Genomic DNA, 19,302 nt, shown 5'->3' on the forward strand with positions numbered 1-19,302 from the left:
CCGCCCAGACCCCGCCGTGAACGCAGAGGCTTGTCGCTTAAAACTGGTCATGGCGCTTGTGGTGGTGAAAAGTTGGCCGGGCAAACGCCGCAGGGCCGGGCGGGCACGGGTTGAGCGTAGCCACTGAGCTTACCCGCCGCCCTTGAGTCCGGGCCTGCATGACGCTTGCGCTTTGGCACAAAGGCGGGGCTGGCAGCGGGCCGGCGCGGGGTTATTGCCCAAAATTCGCCGTCAAGGAGAATTTTTACGCCAGCCGCCTTGCGAAGTCAGAAAAAGCAAGCCGAATGCGTCCAGCCAGCAATATCAAGGTCACTACGCAGGTATCCACCGTTCCTGTCATTCCCGCGAAGGCGGGAATCCAGGGGTCTTCATCACACGTTTGTGGTGTCCAACTGGATTCCCGCCTTCGCGGGAATGACGGAGTACCTGGAGCGCTGAGTAGTTACACATTAAGCACTTTTAAAGGCTGTAGCGCTTACTGCGCTTACGCAAGCAGCTATTGTTTTTACAGTCTTTCGCGCGCCTGAATCAACGCGCGGGCAACTGCTGCATCCACTGGTCGATGGCTTCGATGGCGGCGTCGGTCGCCTCTGACAGGGCGCGCACGCCGCCTGCGGAATTGGCGCTGGCGGCGGGCCGCTGAATGGCAAAGCTGCGCTGCGCGACCAGCTTTTCACCCTGGGGCGTGATGTCTACCAGCGTCGCATGCAGGCGGATCAGCCCGACGCTGGTGTCAGGCGCGCTGAACAGCTGGCTGAACTCTTCAAGCTCGACGCGCAGCATCGGCAAGTTGGCGTTTTGGCTGCGGTTCAGCGCGATGCCTTCACGCGCTGTCAGCACCACGCGGCGCTGCCCCAAAAGCTCGCGCATGCGCTTGTTGACCAGCTGGGCGGGCGGCATGCTCCAGCGGGCTTGCGAATAAGGGCGCAATTCTTGCGCATCGGTATAGGCCAGGCGATACAGCACGGCCTGGTTTTCAATCGCGCCGCCGGCGGTCGAAATGTCGGCTATCGCCATCGGCGGCAAGGTGTGCGCCGCTGGCGTTGACGCTGCCGCGCTCTGGGTGGACAGGCCCGGGCCAAAGTCGTACATGCTGGGGCGGACCGGTTTGTCGATGGCCGAGCAGCCGGCCATCAGCGTGGCCACGGTTATCAAGCCAAAAGCAGTGCTTGCGCAAGACTGGCGGGCGCTGACAGCTATTGATTCAATAGCATTTTTTACCGGGTTCAAGGGGCTCATTTTTTGTCTCCATTGGCAGAAAATCCGGGTTCGCCGGGGCCGGGCTGGCGCGGGCCGTTGCCAAAGATAAGCGACTGCGGGTTGTCATCGACGCCGCTCACGGTGCGCCGCAACTGGCGCATGGTGCGTGAGGTTTCGTCGGCCACTTCGCTGAGCTTGGGCAAGGTAGCGGCGCTGAAGGTTTCAACACTGGCCGCCAGGGCCGTGCCGCCTTGCGTCAGCTTGTCCAGCGCGCCGCCCTTGGCGTTCAGGCGTTCGGCGGTGGCGGCCACCTGGGTGCTGGCGTTTTTCACCGCCAGCAAGGTGGCGGTGGAGTCGCGCGTCAGGGCTGGCAAAGCGGCCACGGTGGGCTCCATTCCTTTGGCGACGCGGTTGATGCTGCCGGCGGCTTCTGCCAGTTGCGTGACGGCAGTGTTGACGGCCTTCTGGTTTTCGTCAGACAGCACCTGGTTGAGCCGAGCGGTGGCCTGTTCAGCCTGCACAAAAATGGTCTGGCTTTGCTTGAGCAATTTGTCGAGCGTGCTGGGCTGAAGCGGAATGCGCGGCGGGTCGTCGTCGTTGGGCGTCAGGCGCTGGGTGGATTCGCCGTTGTCGTCGAGCTGGATAAAGCCCAGGCCGGTCACGCCTTGCGAGGCGACGGCGGCAAAGGTGGACTGGGTGACGGGCGCGGCGCGGTCGATGGACACCACAATCAGCACATTGCCTTTGACTTTTTGATCAAACCCGATGCTTTCGACCTTGCCGACCGGAATGCCGCGAAAGCGCACGGCGGCTTGCGGCTGCAGGCCGGAGATGGTTTGGCTGGTGCTCATTTCGTACAGGTGGCGCTGAACGTTGTCGCGCGTCAGCCAGATGGCCAGCAGCGCCAGCAGGGCGGTGACAACCACCACAAACACGCCGGCAATCAGCGCATGGGCTTTGTTTTCCATGATGAAAACCTTTCTATGGTTTGGGCGGCTCGGTCAGCAGCGTCATGGCCCGCTGACCGCGTCCGCCCAGGAAAAATTCACGAATAAAGGGGTGCTCGAAGGCCACCACCTTTTGCGGTACGTCATTGATGATGACTTTTTGCGCCGCCAGCACGGCAATGCGGGTGCTGAGCTCAAAGATCGTATCCAGATCGTGCGTCACCATCACCACCGTCAGCCCCATGCCCTTGTGCAGCGAGAGCAGCAACTCACAAAAGCTGTCAGAGCTGCCGGGGTCAAGCCCGGCGGTGGGTTCGTCCAGCAGCAGCAGCGGCGGGTCCATGATGAGGGCACGCGCCAGCGCCACACGCTTGATCATGCCGCCCGACAGGTCGCTGGGCATTTTGTCGGCGGCGTCGGCGGGCAAGCCAACCATTTGCAGCTTGACCAGGGCGGCTTCGCGGATCAGCGCACTGGGCAAGAAATTCAACTCACGCAGGGGAAACGCGATGTTTTCCAGCACGGTGAAGGCTGAAAACAGCGCGCCTTGCTGAAACAGCATGCCGACCCGGCTGGCTGCGCCGCGTTTGCCCAGTTCTGCGGCGGGTTTGCCGAGCACGGTGATCTCGCCCTGCGTGGGCGTTTCAAGCCCCAGAATCTGGCGCAGCAGCACGGTTTTGCCGGTGCCCGAGCCGCCTACCAGCGACATGATTTCGCCGCGCTCGACCGTCAGGTCAAGGTCTTTATGCACCACCGCCTTTTTGTCACCGTTCTCAAAAACGGTCCACAGCTTGCGGATTTCAACGACGGGTTCGGTCATTTTTCAACCTCCTCTGGCCGTACCAGCACCGGCCGCGGAACTGGCTTTGCCAGGCCGCAGGCGGGACGGCCCCCTCGGGGGGCAGCGAACCACGCGAAGCGGGAAGCGTGGGGGCTATGCACTTAGATACCCACACTTCTAAACAGCACGGCAAACAGGGCATCGACCAGGATGACGACGGTGATGGACGTCACCACCGACGCGGTGGTGCCCTGCCCCAGGCTTTCGGTATTGGGCTTGACGCGCAGACCATAGTGGCAGCCGACCAGCGCAATCAGCAGGCCAAACACCACCGACTTGGCACTGGCCAGCCCGAGGTTGGACACCTTGACGGCGGCGGGCAGCGCATTCATGAAATACGCAAACGTCACGTCCATCGACACATAAGCCGCCAGCATGCCGCCCAGCAAAGCGGCCATCGTGGTCCAGACGCTAATCAGCGGCATCACCAGCGCCAGCGCCAGCGCGCGCGGCATGACCAGCCGAAAGCCCCGGGCAATGCCCATGACGCGCATCGCGTCCAGCTCTTCGGTCACGCGCATCACGCCAATTTGCGCGGTGATGGCCGAGCCGCTGCGCCCGGCAATCAAAATGGCGGCCAGTACCGGGCCAAGTTCACGAATCAGCGAAATACCCAAAATGTTGACGATGAAGGCGTCAGCGCCAAACTGCCGCAACTGCTGCGAAATCAGGTACGCCAGCACGACGCCAATCAAAAACCCCACCAGTGCGGTGATGGGCAAGGCGGTCGCGCCAAAATGAAACAGATGGCCCGACAGGTCGCGCCACGGCCCCTGCTGCGGACGCTTGACAAGCCGGCCCAGGTCCAGCAGCAACTGGCCCAGCAGGCGCAGCAAGCCCTTGGTATGGTCGAACAGGCTGAGCAAATGGCTGCCCAGCACGCGCACCGGCTCAAACCACGAGGCCTTGGGCGCGGGAGCCAGCTTGACGGTGAATTTTTCAACCGCCTCCAGCATCTCCCGCTGTTCAGGCGTAGTCTGCAGCGCAGCTGGCCATTGATGATCCCACTGCTGCCACAACACCTGCGCGCCCAGGTAGTCGAGCTTTTCAATCTCGTCCAGACGCCAATGGCCGGCGACAGCACCAGCCGCCTTGCCGGTCTTGCCTGCCGCAGCACCGCCGCCCAGCCCCTTGAATTGCGCCGTCAGCGCCGCCCAGACGGGTGGCACCGTGAGGTTGGCCGCCGTCCACGCACCCAGCAGGCGCACGACGGGGCCGTCAGGGGCGTCCTGAATGTCAAGTCGTGGCGGTGAATCTTCCTGAAGCATGAATGAGGCGGGTTGAAGAGCGACTGCCGGGCAGGCGCGTGAAGGAACAAAAAAGTGATGGTAATGCCTGGAGCACCCCGTATTTGCAGTAGTGATGATATGGCGTCATGGTCCTACAGCGCCAAGGGCCTGACCGGCGCGCCCGACGGGGCCAGGCGGACGGCTGGGCGAAAAGGGTGATTGAACGGGTGAGTGAACGGGTATCTACCGGGTGCTGGCGCGCCGGTTTTTGCCACAATGCAAGCGCAGAAACCCCCAAGATCCATCACATGCAAGACCCGACTCAAAACTTCGACTACATCATCATCGGTGCCGGCACGGCCGGCTGCCTGCTGGCCAACCGCCTGAGCGCCGACGCCTCCAAACGCGTGCTGCTGATCGAGGCTGGCCGCAAGGACGACTACCACTGGATTCATATTCCGGTCGGTTATTTGTACTGTATCGGCAACCCGCGCACCGACTGGCTGTTCAACACCGAACCGGACGCCGGCCTGAATGGCCGCGCGCTGCGCTACCCGCGCGGCAAGACGCTGGGCGGCTCATCCAGCATCAACGGCATGATCTACATGCGCGGCCAGGCGCGCGACTACGACCAGTGGGCGCAACTGACGGGCGACAGCGACTGGAAGTGGGACAACGCCCTGCCCCACTTCAAGCTGCACGAAGACCACCACAAGGGCGCGGACGCCTTTCACGGCGCGCGCGGCGTGGCACCGGCGCTGATGCAGGACAAAACCAATCCGTACCAGCAAGTCCTGCGCCACCGAAATGCGGGCGGCGAATGGCGCGTTGAAAAGCAGCGCCTGCGCTGGGACATTCTGGATGCGTTTGCCGAAGCCGCCAGCCAGGCCGGCATTGCACACACGCCGGACTTCAACCGGGGCAGCAATGAAGGCGTGGGTTATTTTGAAGTCAACCAGAAAAGCGGCTGGCGCTGGAACACGGCCAAGGCGTTTTTGCGGCCCACTTGTCTGGGGCGGCCAAATTTTGAGCTCTGGACTAGCGCGCAGGTCTGCAAACTGGTGATCGCCCCCCAGGCCGACGGCAGCCAGCGCTGCACGGGGGCGGAGGTGTGGAACGGCCAGGAGCGCGTGACGGCGCTGGCCACGCGCGACTCGGGGCACATGGGCGAAGTGATCTTGTGCGCCGGCAGCATCGGCTCGCCGCAGATATTGCAGCTCTCGGGCATTGGGCCGGCGGCCTTGCTGCAGCAGCATGGCATTCCCGTGGTGCAAGACCTGCCCGGCGTGGGCGCCAATTTGCAAGACCATCTGCAAATTCGCTCGGTCTACAAGATCAAGGGGGACAAGGACAGCAAGCGCTGGGGGCTGTCGCTCAACACGATGGCCAATTCGATGTGGGGCAAGGCGCGCATCGGGCTGGAATACGCGCTGCGCCAGACCGGCCCGATGAGCATGGCACCGTCGCAACTGGGCGCTTTCACACGCAGCTCGCCCGACCAGCCCTGGCCCAATATCCAGTACCACGTCCAGCCGCTGTCGCTGGAGGCCTTTGGCGAGCCGCTGCACGCGTTCAACGCGTTTACCGCCAGCGTGTGCAACCTGAATCCGACCAGTCGCGGCAGCGTGCGCATCAAGTCGGGTCAGTTTGGCGACGCCCCGGCCATTTCGCCCAACTACCTGAGCACGCCAGAAGACCGGCAGGTGGCGGCCGACTCGCTGCGCGTGACGCGCAAGATCGTCAGCCAGAGCGCGCTGGCCCGCTTTCAGCCCGAAGAGTTCAAGCCGGGCGTGCAGTTCCAGACCGATGAAGACCTGGCGCGGCTGGCCGGTGACATTGCCACCACGATTTTTCACCCGGTCGGCACAACCAAAATGGGCCGAAGCGATGACCCGATGGCGGTGGTTGATTCGCACCTGCGGGTGCGCGGCATTCGCGGCTTGCGCGTGGTCGATGCCGGCGTGATGCCGCTCATCACCAGCGGCAACACCAACTCGCCAACGCTGATGATTGCCGAAAAAGCGGCGCAGTGGATACGGGACGGCATTTGACGCAGCCACGCAGCGCGCCTTTCAGGGAAACCCCGCAGGCGGGATATCCCTGATGCATTTTGGCGGTGCGCGGACTATATTCAAGTTCTTGCTGACGGGCCTAGCTGCCCGCAACGCGGGGAGTCGAGGAGACAAGAGAAAAATAAAACAAAGAACAGTCCGTCACCAGGATGTTCAAGAAAAAGCGCTGGCAACCCCAGCGCTTTTTTTTGCCCGCAAGCGGCAATTTATGGATGAAAATCGGCTCTTGTGCATGCTCCACCTGCGCTACCAGCTATAAATTGCATAGCAATCAAAGTGCGCATCCAGTGCGACAATTGCCGTCATGGAATTGCTGCTTGTCTCTTTGGCTTCGCTGCTGGCCGGTTTTGTAGACGCCATCGTCGGCGGTGGCGGGCTGATTCTGGTGCCCGCCTTGTTCACTGTTTTCCCGACCACGCCGCCGGCGACGCTGTTTGGCATCAACAAGGGCGCGTCGATCTGGGGCACGGCAGTCGCCACCACCCAATATGCCCGCCGGGTCGATTTACGCTGGTCGGCCTTGCTGCCAGCGGCGACGGCGGGGTTTTTCGGCTCACTGGGCGGCGCGTGGCTGGTCACGCTGATCGACCCCGGCTTTTTGCGCAAGGCGCTGCCTTTCGTGCTGCTGGCGGTGCTGGCTTACACGCTGGTGAAAAAAGACCTGGGCCGGCACCATACGCCGCGCTTCAGTGGCCGCAGTGAAACCATCATTGCCTGCTGCATCGGCCTGGTGCTGGGGTTTTACGACGGATTTTTTGGCCCCGGCACGGGCAGCTTTCTGGTGTTCCTGTTTGTGCGCTGGCTGGGCTACGACTTTTTGAATGCCTCGGCGTCAGCCAAGCTGCTGAACACCGCGACCAATCTGGCGGCGCTCGGCCTGTTTGCGTACAAGGGCCATGTCTGGTGGCATTTCGCCCTGACGATGGCGGTGGCCAACGTGGTCGGCAGCCTGCTGGGCACGCGCCTGGCGCTCAAGCACGGCGCGGGTTTTGTACGGCTGGTGTTTATTGCCGTGGTCAGCGTCCTGATCCTGAAAACCGGCTTTGACGCTTTTCTGAAGTAGCCCCAACCGCCGTAACGCGGCGCTCATCGGGCCGGGTGTCAGCCGTCGGGCTGGCTGGCCGCTTTAGCGGTCACTGCCGATTTGGCTTTGCGACTGGCTTTTCGGCTGGCTTGGCGGTGGGCTTTACAGCTGGCTTGGCGGTCGGTTTCACGACTGGCTTTTCGGTTGGCTTTGCGACTGGCTTGACGGTCAACTTTTCGACTGGTTTTGCAGTTGGCTTTGTGGCTGGCTTAGCCGCCGGCTTTGTGGCTGGCTTAGCCGCCGGCTTTTCGGCTGGCTTAGCGGCCGGCTTTGCAGGTGGCTTTTCAGCCAACTTGGCGATCGGCTTTGCAACTGACTTTTCAGCTAACTTGGCGATCGGGTTTACAACTGGCTTGGCGATTGGATTTTCGGGCTTTACCGGTTTGGCCTCGCTGGGCGCGGGACTGCTTGCCTCAACGTCTGCCTTGGGCTTGACCTGCCCGATCGCCAGCACGCTGTCTGCCAGCAACGCATTCATGTCGCTTGCCAACCGGGGCGTGCCCATGGGCGTACTGGCAGTGCCCGCCTGCACGGCCAGCAGGTCGGCTTCGCTGGGGTACTGGCCCCTCAGCGCATAGTCGAACACGCGGCGCGCAATCGGTGCGGCCGCGCCGGCACCCCAGCCGGCATTTTCGACAATCACGGCCAGCGCAATTTTCGGGTTGTCAGCCGGGGCAAAGGCGATGTAGAGCGCGTGGTCAAGCTGGTGCTCTTCCATCCGGGCTTTGTTGTATTTGTCTTTTGCGCCGATTGATACGGCCTGCGCGGTGCCGGTTTTTCCGCCGCTTGTATAGCCTGCACCGGCAAATACCCGGGTGGCCGTGCCGCCTTGCGTCACGCTCACCAGCGCCTTGCGCACAACGGCCACGTTCTCCGGCTTGTAGCCCAGGTCTACGGGCGGATCGGGCGCAAGCGGGTGCATTTCGCCGGTTACCGTATCGCGCGTGCCCAACACCAGCCGGGGCTTGTGCTGGATGCCGTTGTTGACCAGCGTTGCCGTAGCATGCGCCAGCTGCAAGATGGTGAAACTGTTGTAGCCCTGGCCAATGCCCAGCGAGATGGTTTCGCCGGCAAACCATTTTTGCTGTTCGCGCTTTTTGAAGTAACTGCTTTTCCAGGCCTGGTTGGGCAGCACGCCGCGCACCTCGCCGTTGATGTCAATGCCGGTAATTTGTCCAAAACCCAGCGGCGCCATGAAGTCGTGCATGGCCTCGACCCCCATTTCGTTGGCCAGCGAGTAAAAGTACACGTTGCTCGATTCGGCAATGGCGCGGTGCATGTCCATGATGCCGCCGCGCTCGCCGGCCGGGCTGCCGAACTTGCGGCCGCCAAAAGAGTAGGTCAGCGTGTCGTTGATGAGCGTTTTGGGCGAACGCGTGCCCGTTTGCAGCGCCGCCAGCGCCATGAACGGCTTGTAGGTCGAACCCGGCGGGTAGGTGCCGCGCAAGGCCCGGTTCAGCAGCGGCTTGTCGATGGACTCATTGAGCGCATCCCAGCTTTCCTGGTCGATGCCATCGACGAACAAATTGGGGTCAAACGACGGCTTGCTGACAAAAGCCAGCACGTCGCCGTTTTGCGGATTGATGGCCACCAGCGCGCCGCGCCGCGTGCCAAACATGTCCTCGACCAGTTTTTGCAGGCCGATGTCCAGCGACAGCATGACCATGTTGCCGGGCGTGGCCGGACTGCTGGACAGCCGGCGCGTGGCGCGCCCGCCGGCTGACGTTTCGAGCTGCTCGACGCCGGTGATGCCGTGCAGTTGCTGCTCGAAACTCTGCTCGACCCCGAGCTTGCCGATGTAGTCGGTGCCCCGGTAGTTGCCTTCTTCTTCGCGGTCTTCAATCGCCTCTTTTTCAGCCGGGTTGATGCGGCCGATGTAGCCCACCACGTGGCTGCCCAGCTCGCCATAGGGGTAATTGCGAAACAGCCGGGCCTTGATGTCGACGCCCGGAAAACCAAAGCGCCGCGCAGAAAATCGCGCCACTTCCTCATCCGTCAGGCGGGTGCGCAGCGGGATGGATTCAAAGCTTTTCGACTCCTCGCGCAGTCGCTTGAAACGCCGTTTGTCCCTGGGCTGGATTTCGACCAGTTTTTCCAGCTCGGCAATGGTTTCTTCGAGGTTTTCGACCTTGGACGGGGTAATTTCCAGCGTGTAGGCCGAGTAGTTGGACGCCAGCACAATGCCGTTGCGGTCCAGAATCAAGCCCCGGTTGGGCACGATGGGCACCACCGCCGTGCGGTTGCTTTCAGCTTGCGCACTCAGGTCGGCATGGCGGTAAACCTGCAAATAAACCAGGCGCGACGCCACCAGCGAAAAAGCCAGAAACACCCCCAGACCCGCCACCAGCACACGCGTGCGAAAGCGCGACAAGTCCGCTTCAACGTTTCTCAGTTCATTCATGGCCGTAGGACGCGTGACACGGGGAAAAGTGCCGGCGATTGCGCAGACCAGTCAGCAACGCGCTGGTTGCGCGGCAAGCCGGGCTGCACGGAAAGCGTGAAGAGCCCGCCCGGCCTTGACCCGCAGGAGCCGCTGAACCAGCTTTGCCAGGCCGCAGGCGCAGCAGACCTGTCGGGGGGCAGTGAACCCCGCGCAGTGGGGAGTGTGGCGGCCATCACTACAAAGACCGGTTCTCGCCCCAGGACGGCGCGCGCAGCTGCGGCCCCAGCAGCAGCACACTGGCGAGCGGCCACACGAAAGCCTCGGCCAGCGGGGCCGCCAGCACGATCCAGCCCGGAAAAATCCCGCCCCCCAGCAACCCGAGAATGAGCTGGGCGCCGTGCGCTGCGGCAAACAGCGGCAGCAACTGCAAGGCCTGCAGCGGTACCTTGAACCACAGCAGGCGACGATAAATCAGGGTGGCAAGAAAGCTCAACGTCGTATACGAAAACGCATGCTGGCCCAGCAGCGATGTCTGCTGCACATCCATCACCAGCCCAAACATGAAGGCGATGCCAATGCCGATTCGCAGCGGCTGATGCACGATCCAGAACACCAGCACCACCGCCAGCAAGTCAGGCATCCACGGCACTCGCCCCAGCGGCAGCATGTTAAGCAGCAACGCAAAAGTCAAGCTGGCCCAGATGAACAGCGGGTTGGCGGGCGACAGCAACTGCTGGCCGGAACGCATGTTCATTGGCCGTACCCTTTTCTGGCCGGCGCGGCCGGTGCAGCCGCCTCGGGACGCAGTGCCAGATCAGACGTGATCGGCTCGACCACGATGACATGCCGCGCGCCCGTGGTCAGCGCCTGCGGCACGCAATAGATTTTGGAAAACGCCGATTCGGCCCGGTGCTCGATGCGGCTGATGCGGGCAACCGGCAGGCCAGGCGGATAAATGCCGTCAATGCCGCTGGTGGTCAGCAAGTCGCCTTCCTTCACATCGGCATTGCTGCTCATGAAGCGCAATTCCATCCCGTCGCCACCCGCCAGCGGGTCGCCATAGGCGACGCTGCGAACGCCGGTGCGCGCATTGAGCACCGGAATGGCCAGGTCCGGATCGACCACCAGCGTCACCTCGCTGACCAGCGGAAGCACCCGCGTGACCTGCCCGAGTACGCCGAACTCGTCCAGCACGGGCGAGCCCAGGGTGAGCTTTTGGGCTTGACCCTTGTCGATGATGACCTTGCGGGTATACGGGTCAGCGGCGTCATACAGCACTTCAGCCGCCACCACCGCAATAGCAAGCTGTTCGCGCAAGCCGAGCAACTTGCGCAGCCGGTTGTTTTCCTGCATCAGCGTTTCCACCTGGCCGACGCGCAGCGACTGCAGGGCGAGCTTTTTACGCGCTGCTGCGCTTTCGGACTGGGCCTGTGTCAGGTCGCTCAAATAGGCACTGCTGTGCTTCAGGGCGTCAACCGGCTGCACGACCAGCCACTGCACCGGAAACAACGCCGTGGCAATAGCATCGCGGATCGGCTGGGTGAGATGAAAGCGCGCATCGGCCACCATCAAAAGCAGCGACAGCACGCCAAAAAATACGAGCTTGGACAGGGGCGACGGCCCTGGGTTGAAAGAAGACGGCAGGGAGCCGTCGAGATTGCCTAAGTCCATGGTGCGTTCTCAAGCGTGTCCGGTTGCCTGCGTCAGGCTTGCAGCGTGGCAGCCATGCCTGCGGGACAGCATCATGGAAAAGGCTTATTCCGTCGTGAAGATCGAACCCAGACGATCCATGCGCTCCAGCGCAATACCGCAGCCACGCACCACGCAGGTCAGCGGGTCTTCGGCCACCAGCACCGGCAGGCCGGTTTCTTCGGACAGCAGGCGGTCCAGATCGCGCAGCAAAGCGCCGCCGCCGGTCAGCATCATGCCCCTGTCAGAAATGTCGGCACCCAGCTCGGGCGGCATCTGCTCCAAGGCATTCTTGACGGCTGAGACGATCTGGTTGAGCGGGTCGGTCAGGGCTTCGAGGATTTCGTTGCTGGAGATGGTGAAGCTGCGCGGCACGCCTTGGGACAGGTTGCGACCCTTGACTTCCATTTCGCGCACTTCGGCGCCGGGAAAGGCCGAACCGATGGTCTTTTTGATGATTTCCGCCGTCGGCTCGCCAATCAGCATGCCGTAGTTGCGGCGGATGTAGTTGATGATGGCGTCGTCAAAACGGTCACCGCCCACGCGGACCGAGCCTTTATAGACCATGCCGCCCAGCGAAATCACGCCCACTTCGGTCGTGCCGCCGCCAATGTCAACCACCATCGAACCCGATGCTTCGCTGACCGGCAGGCCAGCGCCCAGCGCAGCGGCCATCGGTTCTTCAATCAGGTAGACGGCCGATGCACCAGCGGCTTCGGCCGCGTCCTTGATGGCGCGGCGCTCGACCTGGGTCGAGCCGCAGGGCACGCAAATAATGATGCGCGGGCTGGGCGTGAACAGGCGGCGCGGATGCACCATCTTGATGAACTGCTTGATCATCTGCTCGGTGATGACGAAGTCGGCAATCACGCCGTCTTTCATCGGGCGGATGGCTTCGATGTTGCCGGGCACCTTGCCCAGCATGGCCTTGGCTTCGCGGCCCACGGCCTGGATCACTTTTTTCCCGTGCGGACCGCCTTCGTGGCGAATGGCAACGACCGACGGCTCATCCAGCACAATACCCTTGTCACGCGCAAAAATCAGCGTGTTGGCGGTTCCGAGATCGATCGCCAGGTCGGTGGAAAAGTACCGACGGAATGCTTCAAACATGTTCAGAAATCCGGTTGGGGGCATGGGCAAACTTCGTTGCCGCATCGCGTTTTATGATTGATCAGGAGGGCTGAAAAAGGACGATTGGGGTCAGGCTTGCAAACCTGCTTGCGGCACGTAAAAACCGCCTAAAGAATGTATCCAGCCTTGATTTCACGCCAAAGGCGGGATAATAACGCATCCCTTTGGATCAAGCATGGCAAAATGCCCGATTTTTTACGGCGTCGCATCGTTCAAAGTGCCGTTTTCAGGCCCGCGCCACGGCTCTTTTCGACCCTTTCACCGCACCCCTTTCAGACCCCTTTATGGCATTGACATTCAAAGACATCGAACGCGTCGCCAATCTGGCGCGGCTCGAACTCAGGCCCGACGAAACCGAGCAAACCCTGAGTCAGCTCAACGGCTTTTTCGCGCTGGTCGCGCAAATGGAGGCGGTCAACACCGACGGCGTCGAGCCGCTGGCGCACCCAGCGGCGTTGCTTGGCGAAGTCGCCCTGCGGCTGCGCGAGGATATCGCCAGCGAACCCAACCAGCGCGAAGCCAGCCAGGCCAGCGCCCCAGCCGTCGAGCGCGGCCTGTTTCTTGTGCCGAAAGTGATCGAATGAGCACCCTTTCCTCCAGCCCCCTGAATCTTGACCTGCACGACCTGGACATTGCCCAACTCGCCGCCCGACTGGCCGCAGGCAGCGTCTCCAGCGTTGAAGTCACCCAGCATTTCCTGACCCGCATTGAACAGCAAACCGGCCTGGGCGCGTTCCTGTCCACCGATACTGCCGCGTCGCTGGCGCAAGCCCGTGCCGCCGACGCACGGCTGGCCGCCGGCGAACGGACGCCGCTGCTGGGCGTGCCACTGGCGCACAAGGACGTGTTTGTCACCCGCGACTTCCCGACCACCGCCGGCTCGAAGATGCTGGAGCACTACCGCAGCCCGTTTGATGCGACCGTGGTCGCCAAACTGGCCAGCGCCGGCATGGTGACGCTGGGCAAACTCAACTGCGACGAGTTCGCCATGGGCTCGGGCAACGAAAACAGCGCCTACAAACCAGCCCAAAATCCGTGGGATCTGAGTCGCGTTCCAGGCGGCTCGTCGGGCGGCTCGGCGGCCGCCGTGGCAGCGCGCCTGGTGCCCGCTGCCACCGGCACCGACACCGGCGGCTCGATTCGCCAGCCCGCGTCGCTGACCGGCATCACCGGCATCAAGCCGACCTATGGCCGCTGCTCGCGTTACGGCATGGTGGCGTTTGCCTCCAGCCTCGACCAGGCCGGCCCGATGGCGCGCAGTGCCCTCGACTGCGCGCTGCTGCTGTCCGCGATGGCCGGCCCCGACCTGGACCGCGATTCCACCTCGCTGGACATGCCCGCCGTTGACTACGCTACTGATTTAATAGCTGCCAGCGCACGTGGCACCTGCGCAGAGCCGCTAAAAGGCTTAAGAATTGGCCTACCGACCCAGTTTTTCGGTGCCGGCTGCGCGCCCGACGTGCTGGCCGCCGTGCGCACCGCCTTGGCTGAGTTTGAAAAGCTCGGTGCCACGCTGGTCGATGTCAGCCTGCCGCTGACCGAGTTGTCGATTCCGGTCTATTACGTCATTGCCCCGGCCGAAGCCAGCAGCAACCTGAGCCGTTTTGACGGCGTGCGCTACGGCCACCGAGCAGCCCAGTATGGCGACCTGACCGACATGTACAAAAAGTCACGCTCAGAAGGCTTTGGCGACGAAGCCACGCGCCGCATCATGATTGGCACCTACGTGCTGAGCCACGGTTACTACGACGCCTACTATTTGAAGGCGCAAAAAATCCGCCGCCTGATCGCGCAGGACTTCCAGACTGCCTTTGCGCAATGCGACGTGATTGCCGGGCCGGTGTCGCCCACCGTCGCCTGGAAAATCGGCGAAAAGTCTGCCGACCCGGTGGCGAACTACCTGGCCGACATCTACACGCTGTCGTCGAGTCTGGCGGGTTTGCCCGGCATGAGCGTGCCCGCCGGCTTCGGCGCGGGCGGCATGCCGGTCGGCCTGCAGCTGATTGGCAACTATTTCAAGGAAGCGCAGCTGCTGGGCGCGGCCCACCAGTTCCAGCTGGCGACCGACTGGCACCAACGAACCCCCGGAGTGTCGGCATGAGCAACAACACAAAATCCCTCTTGGTGCAGGGCTACGAAGTCGTCATCGGCTTTGAAACCCACACCCAGCTGACCACGCAATCCAAACTGTTCAGCCGCGCCCCGACCGGCTTTGGGGCCGAGCCGAACACGCTGGCGTCTGCCGTCGATTTCGCCCTGCCCGGCGCGCTGCCGGTGATGAACAAGGGCGCGGTGCAGCGCGCCATTGAGTTCGGCTTGGCGGTGAACGCGCACATTGCCGAAAGCAGCGTGTTTGCGCGCAAGAACTACTTCTACCCCGACCTGCCCAAGGGCTACCAGATCAGCCAGTTCGAGATTCCGGTCGTGCAAGGCGGCGTGGTCGAGTTTTTCCTGGAGGGCGAAAAGAAATCCGTGCGGCTGGTGCGCGCGCACCTTGAAGAAGACGCAGGCAAGTCGCTGCACGAAGACTTCATCGGCCAAAGCGGCATCGACCTGAACCGCGCCGGCACGCCGCTGCTGGAAATCGTCACCGAACCCGACATGCGCTCGACCGCCGAGGCCGTGGCCTATGCAAAAGAGTTGCACAAGATCGTGACGTGGATCGGCATTTGCGACGGCAACATGCAGGAAGGCAGTTTCCGCTGCGACGCCAACGTGTCGGTGCGCAAGCCCGGCGAACCACTGGGCACGCGCCGCGAGATCAAAAACCTGAACAGCTTCAAGTTCATGCAGCAGGCAATGGACTATGAAGTGCGCTGGCAGATCGAGCAGATCGAGGACGGCCACGCCATCCAGCAGGCCACCGTGCTGTTTGACCCTGACACGGGCGAGACGCGTTCCATGCGCAGCAAGGAAGACGCCGCCGATTACCGCTATTTTCCAGACCCGGATTTGCCGCCGCTGGTGATTGGGCGCGAATGGGTGGAGAAAACCCGCTCGGAGATGAGCGAGTTGCCGCGGGTGATGGCGGCGCGCTTTGTGACTGACTATGGTTTGAGCGATTACGACGCGGGCCAGCTCACGCAGAGCAAGGCGACGGCGGCGTATTTTGAGGCGGTGGCGGATGCCAGCCAGCAGCCCAAGCTGGCCAGCAACTGGGTGATGGGCGAGTTGTCGCGACGCCTGAATGCGGAAGAAAAGTCGATTGAGGCATCCAGCGTCAGCGCCGCCCAACTGGCCGCCTTGATTGGCCGCATCGCCGACGGCACGATCTCCAACAACGCCGCCCGGCAGGTGTTTGACGCGCTGTGGAGCGGCGAGGGCCAGGACGTTGACGCGCTGATCGACGCCAAAGGCCTCAAGCAGATGAGCGACACCGGCGAACTCGAAACCATCATCGACGGCGTGCTGGCAGCCAATGCCAAGAACGTCGAAGAAGTGCGCGCCGGCAATGCCAAGGCGTTCAACGCGCTGGTTGGTCAGGCCATGAAAGCCACCAAAGGCAAGGCGAATCCGGCGCAGGTGAATGAGCTGCTGAAGAAAAAGCTGGGGTGATTTTCCGGGGCTAGTCTAGTTTTCAGACTCGGCCTGCATGCTCAAGTCGCCGAATAGCTACAAAAAACATAGCTGTCAGCGCACGTCCTGATTGCGCAAGAGGCCGATTTATCCAATAAATCGGCCTTTTTCAGGTCTGCAGCGCAGTAAAACGGACGGGTGTGCCAATGTGATTCGTTGAAACCCTTAAAGAGCGCACAGCCCGTTCACAAAACAGCGTTCTTGTCCCGCCCCAGACAGTTCCCGAAAATCAGCTTTTGCCGGCTTTAAGGCTGCTGGTGGTCGGGTTCACGGGCGGCGTCATCTGCGCCCACAACTGTTTGAGCTTGGCCAGTTCTTCATCAAATCGCTGGTTGACGCGCTTTTTCTCCATTTCCTGATCCAGGATGAATCTTTGCTGCACGGCGATGCTGCTGTCGTTTTCTTCAAGCTTGCGCTTGAGCGATGCCGGCGCTTTGGACGGGTCTTTGACGTAAAACTCGAATTCCCCTGCGATGGCTTTGCGCTGGTCGGCCAGTTCGCCCCTTCGTTTGATCGACGCCTTGATGACTTCGTCAATCTGCACCAGCGCGGCTGCGCGTTCCTGGTCGTGCAACGCGCGCGTCGGATAGCGCTGCAGCAAGACCTTGTCGCGGCGCTTGTCTTCGTTTTCGCGTGCGCGAATTTCGGCGGCCTGCTTTTCTTTTTCTTCGACTGCGGTCTGCTCGTGCATCGTGAGCGTTGGGCCCACCTGGCGTTTGACCAAGCCAGAGCGTGACAACTCGCGCTGTGTGCGGTCAGTGCATTCCGCAATCGGCCGGTCTGCCGTGATGGTGCGGCCTTTGCCGTCCACGCAGGAGTAGATGTCCTGGGCCGTGGCGATGCCGCCCAGGCATGCCAGGCCTGCCAGAGCCAAGGAGAGCAAAGTGTGCAAGCGCAATTTGATGTCTTCAGTTGACGCCGTAGCGTTCACGGTATGCCAGAACAGCCTGGTAATGGTCTTTGAGCAACTGCGCACCGGATGAGGCTTCGGCGTCCGGCGCGCTGCTGCTGTTAAGGGCGAGATATTGCAGCAAGTCGCTCAAGCGCGCAATGGCGCAGACCTGCAGACCGAGCTGCTGCGTGACATATTGCACGGCGCTGTGGTCAACATCGCGCCCGTTTTCTGTGGCTTTTTCCTGACGATCCAGCGCAATTGCCACCGCGTGCGGCGTGGCACCAGCGGCCTGAATCAAGGCAATCGACTCGCGCACGGCGGTGCCGGCAGACATCACGTCATCAACAATCAGCACCCGGCCCTTGAGCGGCGCGCCGACCAGCGAGCCGCCTTCGCCATGCGCCTTGGCTTCCTTTCGGTTGTAGGCAAACGGCAGGTTGCGCCCCAGTCGTGCCAGTTCGATGGCGACGGCAGCGGCCAGCGGAATGCCCTTGTAGGCGGGGCCAAAAATCATGTCAAAGGCCAAGCCGGTGCGCTGCTCTTCGGCCAGCAGGTGGCGCGCATAAAATTGCGCCAGCCGGCCCAGCTTGGCGCCATCGTCAAACAGGCCAGCATTGAAAAAATACGGGCTCATGCGCCCGGCCTTGGTCTTGAATTGACCAAACCGCAACACACCCGCTTCGACGGCAAACTGCACAAATTCCTGCGCCAGACGCTCGCCAGTTGCGGGCGCCGGTGTTGTGGCCTGATCCTGATTACCTGTTTGCCCTGTCGTGCTCATTGAAAGTCCCATGTTCAAATTAACCAGTCTTAACCTCAATGGCATCCGTTCCGCCACCAGCAAAGGCCTGCAGGAATGGGTTGCCCAGTCGATGCCGGATTGTATTTGCGTCCAGGAACTCAAGGCGCAGGCCGCCGACGTAAAAGGCCGGTTTGAAGAAATTGCCGGCCACAAAGGCTACTTTCACTTTGCCGAAAAAAAGGGGTATTCCGGCGTCGGCATCTACACCCGCCACGAACCCAGCGACGTGATCGTGGGCAGCGGCTCAACCGAATTCGATGCCGAAGGGCGTTATGTCGAGCTGCGCTTTGACAGCCCGGCCCGCCAGCACAGCCCGAAGCTGTCGATCATCAGCTGCTATTTCCCCAGCGGCTCGTCAGGCGAAGAGCGCCAGGCCGCCAAGTTCCGGTTTCTGGCCGAGCTGTACCCGCGCCTGCTGGCCCTGAAGCAGTGCGGCGGCGACAACCGCGAGTTCATCCTGTGCGGCGACATCAACATCGCGCACCAGGAAATCGACCTGAAAAACTTCAAGGGCAACAAGAACAACAGCGGATTTTTGCCCGAAGAGCGCGCATGGATGACCGAGTTGCTGCGGCAAGAAATGACCCCCACGCTCCCCACTGCGCGGGGTTCGCTGCCCCCCGAGGGGGCCGCTGCGCCTGCGGCCCGGCAAAGCCGGTTCCGTGGCCCTGGCCTGGAAGGAGCGGACGCGACGCTTGCTACTTCGCCGACTGCGGCCGTTTCAGCACCGGGCGGCGGCATGGTCGATGTGTACCGCCAACTGCATCCCGAGACAACGGGCGACGCCTACACTTGGTGGAGCAACCGGGGCCAGGCCTATGCCAACAATGTCGGCTGGCGGCTGGACTACCATTTGGCTACACCCCCCATAGCTACCCGCGCCCGCAGCGCCAGCATTTACAAAGAGCAGCGTTTCTCGGATCACGCGCCAATCACTATCGACTACGACCTAAACCTTTGATCAAAAGCGAATTTTTTCTGACGTCTGTGGAATAAGTGGAAGGGCCCGATCGTCTACCTTCATGTCACCACCGACATATTCAAGGAAACGCCGTGAAAACCTCTCTGATATCGACCCTGATTCTTTCCCTTGCCGCGATGGCTTCTGGCGCTGCCATGGCTGCGCCACCCGTCAAAACCGCAGGCGGCATGCTGGTCAACAGCGCAGGGATGACGCTGTACACCTTCGACAAGGATGCTGCTGGGAAGAGCGCGTGCAATGGTCCATGTGCTGAACTGTGGCCGCCCGTTGTGGCTGAAGCCAACGCCAAGCCCGAGGGCGACATGACCATCATCACCCGGGATGACGGTGCAAAACAGTGGGCCTACAAAGGCAAGCCGGTGTATCAATACAAACCCGACATGAAGGCGGGCGATGCCACGGGCGACAACTTCAAGAACGTCTGGCACATCATCAAGTCCTGACCGCGATTGACGGCTCACCTTCCTTCGC

The 19,302-nt window shown here is 62.0% G+C and carries 17 protein-coding genes; 7 read left to right on the forward strand and 10 right to left on the reverse strand.

Going from position 1 to position 19,302, the window contains the following annotated elements; genetic code table 11:
- Window positions 1-528 precede the first annotated feature (528 nt).
- The 4 genes from RCH06_RS02665 to RCH06_RS02680 all read right to left on the reverse strand — a co-directional run bounded on the left by RCH06_RS02665 (window position 529) and on the right by RCH06_RS02680 (window position 4,256).
- A complete protein-coding gene (locus tag RCH06_RS02665; protein WP_327079877.1) occupies window positions 529-1,239 on the reverse strand; it encodes an ABC-type transport auxiliary lipoprotein family protein in 711 nt (236 codons plus the stop codon).
- Window positions 1,236-2,168: an MlaD family protein gene (locus RCH06_RS02670; RefSeq protein WP_327079878.1), complete on the reverse strand. Its 933-nt coding sequence runs from the start codon at window positions 2,166-2,168 to the stop codon at window positions 1,236-1,238. The genes RCH06_RS02665 and RCH06_RS02670 overlap by 4 nt, the downstream gene beginning before the upstream one ends.
- A 13-nt stretch (window positions 2,169-2,181) precedes the next feature.
- The gene (locus tag RCH06_RS02675; RefSeq protein ID WP_327079879.1) at window positions 2,182-2,967 is read right to left on the reverse strand and encodes an ABC transporter ATP-binding protein; all 786 of its coding nucleotides are present in this window, start codon (window positions 2,965-2,967) and stop codon (window positions 2,182-2,184) included.
- Between the two features lie 122 nt (window positions 2,968-3,089).
- Window positions 3,090-4,256 carry an MlaE family ABC transporter permease gene (locus tag RCH06_RS02680; RefSeq protein ID WP_327079880.1) on the reverse strand — a complete coding sequence of 389 codons (1,167 nt, stop codon included), beginning with the start codon at window positions 4,254-4,256 and terminating at the stop codon, window positions 3,090-3,092.
- Window positions 4,257-4,525: 269 nt separating this feature from the next.
- On the opposite strand from RCH06_RS02680, the gene RCH06_RS02685 reads away from it, so the two are divergent.
- Both RCH06_RS02685 and RCH06_RS02690 read left to right on the forward strand, forming a co-directional pair.
- Window positions 4,526-6,268: a GMC family oxidoreductase gene (locus RCH06_RS02685; RefSeq protein WP_327079881.1), complete on the forward strand. Its 1,743-nt coding sequence runs from the start codon at window positions 4,526-4,528 to the stop codon at window positions 6,266-6,268.
- 325 nt (window positions 6,269-6,593) lie between these two features.
- Window positions 6,594-7,352, forward strand: a complete 759-nt coding sequence (locus RCH06_RS02690; protein ID WP_327079882.1) for a sulfite exporter TauE/SafE family protein — start codon at window positions 6,594-6,596, stop codon at window positions 7,350-7,352.
- A gap of 70 nt (window positions 7,353-7,422) precedes the next feature.
- On the opposite strand, the gene mrdA is transcribed toward RCH06_RS02690, so the two are convergent.
- The 4 genes from mrdA to RCH06_RS02710 form a co-directional block, all read right to left on the reverse strand.
- The gene (gene mrdA / locus RCH06_RS02695) at window positions 7,423-9,774 is read right to left on the reverse strand and encodes a penicillin-binding protein 2 (RefSeq protein ID WP_327079883.1); all 2,352 of its coding nucleotides are present in this window, start codon (window positions 9,772-9,774) and stop codon (window positions 7,423-7,425) included.
- Between the two features lie 217 nt (window positions 9,775-9,991).
- On the reverse strand, window positions 9,992-10,510 hold the full coding sequence (mreD, locus tag RCH06_RS02700; RefSeq protein ID WP_327079884.1) for a rod shape-determining protein MreD: 519 nt from the start codon (window positions 10,508-10,510) through the stop codon (window positions 9,992-9,994).
- Complete coding sequence (mreC, locus tag RCH06_RS02705) at window positions 10,507-11,427, reverse strand: rod shape-determining protein MreC (RefSeq protein WP_327079885.1); 921 nt, start codon at window positions 11,425-11,427, stop codon at window positions 10,507-10,509. The genes mreD and mreC overlap by 4 nt, the downstream gene beginning before the upstream one ends.
- Window positions 11,428-11,511: 84 nt before the next feature.
- A complete protein-coding gene (locus RCH06_RS02710) occupies window positions 11,512-12,555 on the reverse strand; it encodes a rod shape-determining protein (protein ID WP_327079886.1) in 1,044 nt (347 codons plus the stop codon).
- Window positions 12,556-12,860: 305 nt separating this feature from the next.
- On the opposite strand from RCH06_RS02710, the gene gatC reads away from it, so the two are divergent.
- From gatC to gatB, 3 genes are read left to right on the forward strand one after another with little or no spacing between them, the layout of a single operon-like run.
- Entirely contained in the window at window positions 12,861-13,160 is a 300-nt protein-coding gene (gene gatC, locus RCH06_RS02715) for an Asp-tRNA(Asn)/Glu-tRNA(Gln) amidotransferase subunit GatC (RefSeq protein ID WP_327079887.1), read from the forward strand.
- Window positions 13,157-14,677: an Asp-tRNA(Asn)/Glu-tRNA(Gln) amidotransferase subunit GatA gene (gene gatA, locus RCH06_RS02720; protein WP_327079888.1), complete on the forward strand. Its 1,521-nt coding sequence runs from the start codon at window positions 13,157-13,159 to the stop codon at window positions 14,675-14,677. Before gatC ends, gatA begins: the two co-directional genes overlap by 4 nt.
- Window positions 14,674-16,131, forward strand: a complete 1,458-nt coding sequence (gene gatB, locus RCH06_RS02725; protein WP_327079889.1) for an Asp-tRNA(Asn)/Glu-tRNA(Gln) amidotransferase subunit GatB — start codon at window positions 14,674-14,676, stop codon at window positions 16,129-16,131. The genes gatA and gatB overlap by 4 nt, the downstream gene beginning before the upstream one ends.
- Window positions 16,132-16,381: 250 nt before the next feature.
- On the opposite strand, the gene RCH06_RS02730 is transcribed toward gatB, so the two are convergent.
- Window positions 16,382-17,050, reverse strand: coding sequence for a DUF4124 domain-containing protein (locus tag RCH06_RS02730; RefSeq protein WP_327079890.1), 669 nt, complete (start codon window positions 17,048-17,050; stop codon window positions 16,382-16,384).
- Between the two features lie 10 nt (window positions 17,051-17,060).
- Entirely contained in the window at window positions 17,061-17,828 is a 768-nt protein-coding gene (pyrE, locus tag RCH06_RS02735) for an orotate phosphoribosyltransferase (protein ID WP_327079924.1), read from the reverse strand.
- 10 nt (window positions 17,829-17,838) lie between these two features.
- On the opposite strand from pyrE, the gene RCH06_RS02740 reads away from it, so the two are divergent.
- A complete protein-coding gene (locus RCH06_RS02740; RefSeq protein ID WP_327079891.1) occupies window positions 17,839-18,810 on the forward strand; it encodes an exodeoxyribonuclease III in 972 nt (323 codons plus the stop codon).
- A gap of 137 nt (window positions 18,811-18,947) precedes the next feature.
- A complete protein-coding gene (locus tag RCH06_RS02745; protein ID WP_442799581.1) occupies window positions 18,948-19,274 on the forward strand; it encodes a COG4315 family predicted lipoprotein in 327 nt (108 codons plus the stop codon).
- The last annotated feature ends 28 nt before the right edge of the window (window positions 19,275-19,302 follow it).

This window comes from Polaromonas sp. CG_9.5 (assembly GCF_035984465.1).
GTDB lineage: Bacteria > Pseudomonadota > Gammaproteobacteria > Burkholderiales > Burkholderiaceae_C > Polaromonas.